The sequence below is a fragment of the Methylobacterium gnaphalii genome (assembly GCF_007992215.1).
Taxonomy (GTDB): Bacteria; Pseudomonadota; Alphaproteobacteria; order Rhizobiales; family Beijerinckiaceae; genus Methylobacterium; species Methylobacterium gnaphalii.
In genome coordinates this window covers 1-8946 of record NZ_BJZV01000065.1, presented here as the reverse complement: position 1 = coordinate 8946, position 8946 = coordinate 1, and the positions used below count along the sequence as shown (strand labels likewise).

General features: G+C 59.2%; 10 protein-coding genes and 1 riboswitch. Of the genes, 7 read left to right on the top strand and 3 right to left on the bottom strand.

The window, feature by feature from the left end; genetic code table 11:
• Positions 1 to 248 precede the first annotated feature (248 nt).
• Complete coding sequence (locus tag MGN01_RS22740; protein WP_147049078.1) at positions 249 to 854, bottom strand: hypothetical protein; 606 nt, start codon at positions 852 to 854, stop codon at positions 249 to 251.
• A gap of 1716 nt (positions 855 to 2570) precedes the next feature.
• Here MGN01_RS22740 and MGN01_RS23870 point away from each other — a divergent pair.
• The 3 genes from MGN01_RS23870 (at position 2571) to MGN01_RS22725 (ending at position 3471) form a co-directional block, all read left to right on the top strand.
• Positions 2571 to 2744: a hypothetical protein gene (locus tag MGN01_RS23870; protein WP_170246129.1), complete on the top strand. Its 174-nt coding sequence runs from the start codon at positions 2571 to 2573 to the stop codon at positions 2742 to 2744.
• Entirely contained in the window at positions 2741 to 3115 is a 375-nt protein-coding gene (locus tag MGN01_RS22730; RefSeq protein ID WP_147049076.1) for a hypothetical protein, read from the top strand. Before MGN01_RS23870 ends, MGN01_RS22730 begins: the two co-directional genes overlap by 4 nt.
• A 65-nt stretch (positions 3116 to 3180) precedes the next feature.
• The gene (locus tag MGN01_RS22725; protein ID WP_147049075.1) at positions 3181 to 3471 is read left to right on the top strand and encodes a DUF6894 family protein; all 291 of its coding nucleotides are present in this window, start codon (positions 3181 to 3183) and stop codon (positions 3469 to 3471) included.
• 70 nt (positions 3472 to 3541) lie between these two features.
• Here MGN01_RS22725 and MGN01_RS22720 read toward each other — a convergent pair whose 3' ends face one another.
• Positions 3542 to 4015 (bottom strand): SRPBCC family protein, encoded by a 474-nt coding sequence (locus tag MGN01_RS22720; RefSeq protein WP_147049074.1) that lies wholly within the window; start codon positions 4013 to 4015, stop codon positions 3542 to 3544.
• A gap of 428 nt (positions 4016 to 4443) precedes the next feature.
• Complete coding sequence (locus MGN01_RS22715; RefSeq protein WP_147049073.1) at positions 4444 to 5325, bottom strand: AraC family transcriptional regulator; 882 nt, start codon at positions 5323 to 5325, stop codon at positions 4444 to 4446.
• A 501-nt stretch (positions 5326 to 5826) separates the two neighbouring features.
• Positions 5827 to 5907, top strand: a riboswitch (ZMP/ZTP riboswitch).
• A gap of 15 nt (positions 5908 to 5922) precedes the next feature.
• Here MGN01_RS22715 and MGN01_RS22710 point away from each other — a divergent pair.
• The 4 genes from MGN01_RS22710 (at position 5923) to MGN01_RS23865 (ending at position 8404) form a co-directional block, all read left to right on the top strand.
• Positions 5923 to 6555 (top strand): LysE family translocator, encoded by a 633-nt coding sequence (locus MGN01_RS22710; protein ID WP_147049072.1) that lies wholly within the window; start codon positions 5923 to 5925, stop codon positions 6553 to 6555.
• A gap of 346 nt (positions 6556 to 6901) precedes the next feature.
• Positions 6902 to 7324 (top strand): VOC family protein, encoded by a 423-nt coding sequence (locus MGN01_RS22705; RefSeq protein ID WP_147049071.1) that lies wholly within the window; start codon positions 6902 to 6904, stop codon positions 7322 to 7324.
• Between the two features lie 275 nt (positions 7325 to 7599).
• Positions 7600 to 8022: a VOC family protein gene (locus tag MGN01_RS22700; protein WP_147049070.1), complete on the top strand. Its 423-nt coding sequence runs from the start codon at positions 7600 to 7602 to the stop codon at positions 8020 to 8022.
• 232 nt (positions 8023 to 8254) lie between these two features.
• On the top strand, positions 8255 to 8404 hold the full coding sequence (locus tag MGN01_RS23865) for a hypothetical protein (RefSeq protein WP_170246128.1): 150 nt from the start codon (positions 8255 to 8257) through the stop codon (positions 8402 to 8404).
• Positions 8405 to 8946 lie beyond the last annotated feature (542 nt).

Sequence of the window (8946 nt, the reverse complement as noted above, 5' to 3'; positions counted from 1 at the left end):
AAATGCGCCAACAGCCAGAGGAGCAAATACTGGTAGGTAGGTGAACAGCGTTGATATCAGCCGAAGACATTTGCACATACCAAAGCATTTCATCCGCTTCTCCTATGCGCTGCATAATGGCAGCGCAGCCCGCTCCGGTCCATATGCCACTCAATAGCGAACCGGTTGCTTTCTACCCTCATCGGCCATGCTGCCTTCGACCCATCTGAGTCGTTTAATAGCCGAAAAACGCTGCCCAAAAAGCAGACTTATGATTGAATCTCGCCGCCATGATCGACGACAAGATTTTCAATCGTACTAGCAAGAGTGGATGGCGAAGTATCAAGGAATGTGAGCGGAACGTATGCTTCAGTGGGTCGGCGCCTGAAAGGCCATATCGGCGATCCGACTCGAAAAGAATATTCTTTCAGGTGTATATTATGCCTGAGATCAAGGCGAATACCTGTCAGGCCGCTTCTGCTATATGTTCGTTTTGTGCTTTTCACATCCTTCCACTGGGCGTTCAATCCGATGCGGAAATCTTTGATGTCTAGCTCGGTGATTTTCAGGACCGGAGCGGCATTTGCTGCATCCGACATGGCGGTCCAAATGATTGGAGGGCCGATAACCAAAGCATACAGGCAAACAGGTAATATTAGCAATGTTTGATATAGAATGATGTTTTCTGGCCCAATCGAGATAATCCAAACAGGCACTACAACACCGAATAATCCAATTATGGTGTTGATTAAAAATAGAAACGCTAATCCCAGCAATGGAGCGCAGCGAGTGTGAACAGCCAGGGGTAATTGCTTTGCGGCCATACGCGTATAATCAAATCGATCAAAGGTGAAGATTGAACTTTTATTGCTCACAAGGCAATTATTTCGATTGTGAATAAAAAACTGGCTGTTAAAAATTTAATTTGCCTAGATGAGTGGGTAGAAACAAATTTCTGCGCAAGATGCTTCGAATGTCGGATATTTCGATTATACCTCCCAAAGCGGCCGGTCCGCTTTCCACCCAACCTCGTCATTCCGGCTTGCTCGGGCGGTTCTCAACAGCAGACATCCTCGACGCACCGTAAGATGCGATAGATCTTGCGGCTAGCGTCGCAAGCGAGCGCGCAGGTAATATAAGCACAATACCATACCCATCCCTAGTATTGCTCCTCCCACCCTCAAGCCTGTCTGTACGGAGGAGACGTTGTCTCTCACGGCCCCAGCATAAATGAGACCAAGCAGAAAGAGGCAACTAAATAGCGATACTTGATTTGGTTGTTTCATGACGAAACTGCCGTTCTAGCTCGAAAGAACGTTCGATCTCTCAATAGGTTGGTCGATCAGTCTGTTTTTCCGTTCTTTTATGCCAGTGCGGACCATCTCAAAATCACCCTGATTGGCCACGCCGCTTTCGACCCAACATTACCGTCCACCGCGACTTGCCGGTTCCCTGGAAGCAGACATTGCGGATGGGCAATACGGCCAGCCGTCCATTCGCATTAAACAGCGCCGCTGAGCCTTTGGACTTGGCCTGGCTCGGGCTGTGGGCCGATGCCGGTGACGATGGGGCCTTCTAGCACCTCAATGCGCTCACCGCGTTTCGGTCGTAACCTTCTCACTGCTGCTTCAGCTTCGGCAGGGGATGCATAGCCAGCCATATAAAGTGCGGTGTCGTATGCGGGATCGTCGGACTCCTCTACGCCGACCCAAACCCTCACCATCCAACCTACAGGTGTTGCCATTGGCTCAATCTCGCGTCCGGACACAATCCATTCGTAGGTCGAAAGAAGCCCGTGAGAAATTGGATTTTTCGCACGTTAGAAAACCCTCTGATCGAAAGGCATCTTTCCGTGCGGATGTCCGGTGCGCCATTAGCTGATTAGTTTACGTCCGTTTCGACGGCTGAAAGCAGACCGGCAGAAATCCACCCATTTCGGAAGCTTCGGATGGGTACCATCCGTCAGGTTTTCGCCACTAGCCAGCAGGTCAACCAGAATATCAGGAAACCGAAGATGCGGAGGTTTATTATCACGCCGCCTCCCACGGTTTGTATTTGCCGCGCTTGTCTGGCTTCGGCGCAGTAACCTCCACCATCTGAGCTAAGTCTTCTATCAACGGCGCTGGCCTTTAGGTCCGGTCGGCATACGGGGGCACCTCGACAAGCGTTCCAATCAGGCGAAGCAGGGCTTGTTGTTCCGGCTTGCCGGTTCCGTCTGTCAAAAAAGCCCCTAACTCGATATGGCTACGCTGCCCTCCAGACGGACCATTAGGTTGGTGGATGATGAAGGCTCTACCGTTCTCTGGCTCTCGGCCGAGATACCAAACATCGCCACTTGGGCTCTGGTAAAGTTCTCGCCGGTTGGACATAGACACCTCCTGCTTGGCACCAAGCATACGCCCGCAGCCGAGGGCACGCGAGGCCTCGGATCAGCCGTCAACCCGGTCGGCGAATTCAAACTGAGACACTACCGGGCCGGATCAGCCTCGTGTTAACTGCGGGCATAGCGGGCACAACGCGCCAACCCCGCTTGCCCGACACGCAACCACAACGCGTCGCCGCCATTGGCTGAGTCCCGATGGAGGAGTGCGGTGTTTAACTTCAGAGAGACAGAGCCGGGCCAGTGGCGGTGGAGCTTCACGTTCCGTGAGCAGACCATGGCCTGCGGTGAGGGCTTCCCGAGCGAACTGAGCGCGCGGAAGGCGGCGGAGTCGTTCGCCAGCGGCGTTGGGTTGGCGCTGATCAATCTGATCGGGCATCGGTGAGCGACATGCCCCGGCAGATGACGCTCGGCGACTTGATCGACGCGCTCGGCCGGCTCACCCCCGATCGGATGGTCGCCTTCGAGTTCGGCGGCTGTAAGCCGACGGAGTTCGAGAGCTATCGTGGCGAGCACGGCGGCTTGGCGCTTGGCTTCAGCGACAGGACTGGCGCGGTGCTCGTCTCAGATCTCGTCTCGCGAGTGATGGATGCCTTGGAGACCAAGTTCGAGAACTGGGACGCGCCGGCGCATCCGGTCACGCGCGACACATTGCTCTGGGCCGCGAACCCCGGCTGCATCAGCGAGACGGCGATCGTAGACGTCAGAGAGCGTGGAGCCATCGCCTACATCGTGACGGCGTTCGCGGATACGTGAGCAGCTTCAGCGGAAACTGACAACTCAGTAGAGAGTTGGATCGTGGGCTCTGAACGAGGTCGCGTATGCCGCGCTACTACATCGAGATCCATGACGGCGATTGGGGGCACACTGACGAAGACGGGATGGACCACCCGTCCGACCGGCACGCGGGCCACGAAGCCATCAATGCCCTGACGCATATCGCGAAGGACAACCTGCCGAGCCGGGATGAGCGGGATTTTACCGCAGAGGTCAAAGACGAGAGCGGTCAGGTCGTCTTCCAGGGCACTATGTCGTTTCGCGGGGGGGTGGAACCGCTTAGCGCACGAAAAAGCCCGGCTCAGCCGGTGCTGGCCGGGTTGGGTTTTCACTGAGGCGATTTGGAGCGTGCCTTGAAGGGTCGAAGCAGGGGCAAGCCGAGTCTGCCCCTGCGCGCAATCAAGCTTACTTCGCCTTATCAGCAAGGCCCTTCAGGCCAGCATCGTAGACGCCGCCGATCGCTTCCTGAGCCTTGTCGTCGGGGGCGCCCTTCGCCTTGAAGTTGCCCGTCCATGTCACCTTCGAACCGTTACCTTCCTTCGCAACCGAGATCGTCGACTTGTAATCGGAAACCGGCAACGGACTTTCGAGGATCGTGTAGGTGTAGCTCATGGCCTTGTCGTCCCGTGTCTGCTCTTCTTCCAGGATCGTGCCGCCGCCCTTGAGGCTGAGCGTGCGGTGCTTCTTCCCGCCCTTGTCGGACAGTTCGCACTTCTCGACGACGGGGTGCCAATCGCTAATTCCGCAAAAGCCGCCGATCGTCTTCCACAACGCGTCGGGTGCGGCAGCAATGGAGGCAGACTTTGTGACCTCAAGGGCCGAGGCAGGCGTGATGGCCACCGCAGCCAGCGCCGCGGCGGGAATGACGAACTTCAGCATCTAGCGTTTCCTCCAGGGGATTTTTGAGCGTGCGCACACACGCCGAGGAACTAGCTAGTGCACAATCGACCAACGGCCACGCTGATCGCGTGTGCGTCAACGATATGATCGCCAAATAAAATGCCCGCCGCGGCGAACCGGGCGGGCTGAGAGGGATATCGCGGGAGTGATGCACTCTCGGCGGATTATGGTTAACGGCTGGTTAATCCGGATCACCCATCGCCGGAACGCAGGGTACCTTCGTGATCTGCTCGGGGTTAGCGGAGGAAATCGAACGCTTGTTACTGGGCCGCCGGGCGGTTTCGACCCTTCATAGACCCTCAGACGGTCCGCTTAGCGGCCGCTTGAAGAGGGATGACTTACGTCCGAGTCGAGAGCGGCCTGTCCGCTTCCGGCGGGGAAGCTAGACAAGCCGCTGTTGCGCAGGGCTATTTCAGCGGCAGGAACAATTCCGCGACCGCCTCGTGCTCGGGCACCTCTGGGAATAACGCAAGGCGCTGACAGTAGAGTGGGAAATCCCGCGCCTCCTCACCGCTGGCCGGGAGCCACTCGCGATAGAGGTAGAGCGCCGGAGGCTCCAGGTTATCGGTGTTGCCGACGACACGCAGCACCGCGCAGCGTCCGCCAGGGATCTCGCCGACCTTGATTTGCTCGACGCTCGCCGCGATCGGCTGGTCGGTTCCGACACAGAGGTCAACGCTATAGTCGGCGGGCGACGCGGGACGCCGCTCGGACCGCCAAACGTTGAAGGTCGGGTTCGTCTTGAGGTGCAAGCCAGCGGCCTTCCGCCATGCGATGAAGCGCTGGATGGTGGCACCGAGCGTCGCCGGATCACCGCGGTGCTCCATGATGGCCACCCGCGTCGATGGCACATCGCGGATCGTCACCTCGTCGGGAGTAAATGTTCTTGGCATGAGCTTGCTCCTTGCGTTTTCGAGTGGCCCGAAGGCCGCAAGCCACGATCCCCAGTCGGGAGCATTCCTGAACGACGACGGCGACTGCCCAAACCGTTGCCGAAAGGCACGGGCGAAGGCGTCCGGTGCATCGTAGCCGGCATCCATCGCTACTTCAGTGACACTCTGGGCGTCCCTATAGGCCAGCCGGTATGAAGCGCGCTTCATGCGAGCAAGCTGAACGTAGCGGTGCACGGACAACCCGAAGGTCGCCGTGAACTGCCGATGGAAGTGGAACTTCGAGAATGCGGCGATGCCGCTGACCGTCTCCAGGTCCAGATCGTCGTCCAGATGCTGATCGATGTGATCCAGCACCCGCTGCATCGGGGCGTGGTAGTTTCGGAGCACCGCACTCATCGTCCCGACCTTCGTGGCGCGACCAGCTACGCGCACTTGGGCACGGCTTGCTCGACCGATCTTGCGGTTCGGCCCGGGCCGTGTGCTGTTCCGAGGTCTGCTTGCGGGTGAGCCGTATCCTCGCGTGAATGGCAGGGTCGCGAGCAGACGGCACCAAGCTTCAGGTTTTGCCCACTAGACGAACCGGGCGGGCCAAGGAGCGGGCGAGGCCGCGGGGAGGAAGGGGCCGGTTCAATCCGGGTCGCCCCTCGACGCGACAAACGGCGCCTTCATGATCTGCTCTGGGGCTAATGGAGGAATTCCGACGCCTGGTACCGGCCGCCGGGCCGGTTTCGACCCACCATAGACCCTCGGTAGGTCCGCTTAGCGGCAGCTTGAAGGAGGATGACTTACGTCCGAGTCCGGTGGTTTTGAGACGGTCTGCTCTTCGGTAGCGAAATGCCGAATGCAGACCTGATACGGCCAAGGCTTCCTACGCAGGAAATATGAGGCTACGGTTAGCCCAACTCGCGTGACTGACGCTCGAGATGGGCCCACATCGGGGAGCGCGAGTGCATAGCGCCGCGCGTCTGGGCATCTTCCTGAGCAGGGACGACGATGCCTGAATCGAGCAACCTCCTCGCCTTCGCGGCCGTCGCGCTGGGCATGGTCCTGACGCCGGGGCCGAACATGGTCTACCTGATCTCGCGCTCGATCTGCCAAGGCAGGACGGCCGGTTTGATCTCGCTCGGCGGGGTGGCACTGGGCTTCGTCGTCTACATGCTCTGCGCCGCCGTCGGCATAACCGCCATCGTGCTTGCGGTGCCCTACGCCTACGACGCGATCCGCATCGCAGGCGCAGCATATCTGTTGTGGCTCGCGCGGCAGGCCGTCCGGCCCAGCGGTCGTTCGCCGTTGCAGGTCAAGGATTTGCCGAAGGACGGCCCGGCCAAGCTCCTCCTGACGGGCCTCCTGACCAACCTGCTGAACCCGAAGATCGCGCTCATGTATCTGTCGCTGCTGCCGCAGTTCATCGACCCGGCGCGGGGTAGCGTGTTGGGCCAAGCTCTCGCCCTCGGCACGACGCAGATCGTCATCAGCGTTCTGGTAAACGCAGCCATTGCCATCTCGGCAGGCTCGATCGCGATGTTTCTCACCCGACACTCGTCGTTTGCCGTCATACAGCGTTGGGTGATGGGGACAGTGCTGACCGCGCTGGCCGTCCGTATGGCAACCGAAGCACGCCAGTAAAGCCGACACGGCTGGTCACGAGCGGCGCAGCTCGCGCCGTCTCCTTCTGATTCGATCTGGGATCGCAGTGGCGGCTCAGGGTGGATAGTGTTGAAAAAGGCCGATTGCGCCGCAACGATCGATCAAACATCTTCGCAAAAAGATTACCGATCTTTTGTCGGCTGGAAATTCGTCGCCAGGCAGGACTATTGGCTGTGAAATTAGACGATTGTCCCACGCCTGTGCCCGGCTGATGGCCTTCAAGTGGTCGCTTGCGCCTTCTTCAACACTATCGGTGGAAAGCGGACCATGCTTGTCCGCATTTATCGCTTTGCTTGTGGCCGACGCGGGCGCAGTCTGACGACCCATGTTCGATCATATTGGTTTCGTGGTCCGCGACACGGACTTTAGCCTGCCGTTCTTCACCGCGTGTTTGCGGCCGTTGGGCATCGAGAAGATGCAGGACATGCCGCAGTTCGACGCTGCGCTCTTCAAGCACCCAGATCAACGCGGCTTCCTCTTCATCGCTGGGCCTCGCAAGGGCGTGCCAAGCTATTGGCAGGCCTCCAACGTTGCGGGAGCAGCACCAATCCATCTTGCTTTCGTCGCGCCTAGCCGAGAAGCGGTGGATGCCTTCTATGAAGCGGCTCTCACCCATGGCGGCCGCGACAATGGACGCCCAGGCTTTCGCGACCAAGGACGGCGCCCCAGGGCGAACTACGTTGCCTTCGTCCTCGACCCTGACAATAATAACATCGAGGCGTCCTGGCCTAACCCGGAAGTAAGTTAGCGACGCCAAAAGCGACGTCTGCATTGGATTGAAAGCCGCACGGCGCGGCTAAGGGTGGAATTGCGACGGTCTGCATCCGGCTGCTGAGAGGCGCAAGCCGTCATTCACCGCTTGCTCTACTATGCCAAATCGATCAACATCACGTCGTCTGAAACAGGTTAGGTCGGTGCGGTTGGCCCGGCCCCCGTGCGAGCGGGTCCTTCCGTCGAGGTGATGACGGCCCAAGACCTTCAAGGCTTCGAGCAATTGGCTCGGGCAAATGAAAGGGCTTGGCTATGCAGCAACAGATTTCAGTGATCACACTCGGCGTCACGTCGCTTTCCCGATCCCGCGACTTTTACGTCGGAGGCTTTGGTTGGTCCCCAATCTTCGAGAACGGGGAGATCATCTTCTACCAGATGAATGGGTTCGTGCTCGGCACGTGGCAAAATCCCGGCTTGGATCGCGACATGCGGCGAGTGAGCGAGCTGACTCCAAGCGCGTTCTCCCTTGCTCATAACGTTGCGAGCCAAGGCGACGTTGAGCCAACCATCCGGCGGCTTGTTGCGGCGGGCGGAAAACTCCTGCGGGACGCTGATGCTCCGCCACATGGCGGGTTCCGCGGGTATCTGAGCGATCCAGACGATCATGCCTGGGAGATAGCTTGGAACCCCGCCTGGACGATTGATGAGCGCGGACTGGTGACTTTCGGCATCTGAGTGACCGCAGGCGGCAGTGCGCCCATCATCTATCCAGATGCTCCCTCGAAGAAGGTTCGCTTCTGCCCTAAACTTCTGAGAAGGGCCGCATGCGGGCAGTATCACGCGTCGGATTACGGCCACTGGATCCTGTTAACTCCGTGGGTGCCGACTACTACGCTCCCGACCCGCTTGCCGATCACCCAACCGCAACGCGTCGCCGCCATTGGCTGAGTGCCGATGGAGGAGAGGGGTGTTCAGCTTCAGAGAGACAGGGCCGGGCCAGTGGCGATGGAGCTTCGTGTTCCGTGAGCAGACCATGGCCTGCGGTGAGGGCTTCCCGAGCGAACTGAGCGCGCGGAAGGCTGCCGAGTCGTTCGCCAGCGGGTCGGATTGGCGCTGATCGACTTGATCGGGCATCGATAGGCGCACGAAAAAGCCCACCGCGGCGAACCGGGCGGGCTGAGTTTAGGGCTCGCGGCTAGACCGATCGGGTTGAGGTTTCGCCGCGCTGTCTCCGTAGCAGCAGCCGAGAAAGGCCGGTGTCGTTTCAGTACAGCACGTCACGAAAAAACCCGCTCCGGCTTTCACCGGGCGGGCTGTAGTCATGGGCGCGACCGCATCAGCGTCGTCGCGGGAAAATAAACTAGATCAGAATGATGACGGGGATAGGGAGCCGATGAGCCACAACGGTGCGCTCAAGTGCATGAATGCCTCCTACGCGCCATCTGTCATTCGTCGTTTTTAGGAAGGCTCTCGTGTCAGCACACAGGGCGCTCCAGACGCAACAGGGCCCGCCCGGTTGGCAGACGTAGGCGGGCTCTGAAGAGGGGCAACGATCAGGAGCAAGCGCGGCCCGCATCCGCTAATTCGCGCGGCTTCGGAAAAGGTTTCAATCCGGATCGCCTCTCGCCGCGACGCACGGCGCTTTCATCACGTAGAGAT

Bases quoted from the DNA above. Each gene is read 5' to 3' on its own strand.
- MGN01_RS22710 (WP_147049072.1), top strand. From the start codon at position 5,923: ATGCCTGAATCGAGCAACCTCCTCGCCTTCGCGGCCGTCGCGCTGGGC.
- MGN01_RS22705 (WP_147049071.1), top strand. From the start codon at position 6,902: ATGTTCGATCATATTGGTTTCGTGGTCCGCGACACGGACTTTAGCCTG.
- MGN01_RS22715 (WP_147049073.1), bottom strand. From the start codon at position 5,325: ATGAGTGCGGTGCTCCGAAACTACCACGCCCCGATGCAGCGGGTGCTG.
- MGN01_RS22720 (WP_147049074.1), bottom strand. From the start codon at position 4,015: ATGCTGAAGTTCGTCATTCCCGCCGCGGCGCTGGCTGCGGTGGCCATC.
- MGN01_RS22725 (WP_147049075.1), top strand. From the start codon at position 3,181: ATGCCGCGCTACTACATCGAGATCCATGACGGCGATTGGGGGCACACT.
- MGN01_RS22700 (WP_147049070.1), top strand. From the start codon at position 7,600: ATGCAGCAACAGATTTCAGTGATCACACTCGGCGTCACGTCGCTTTCC.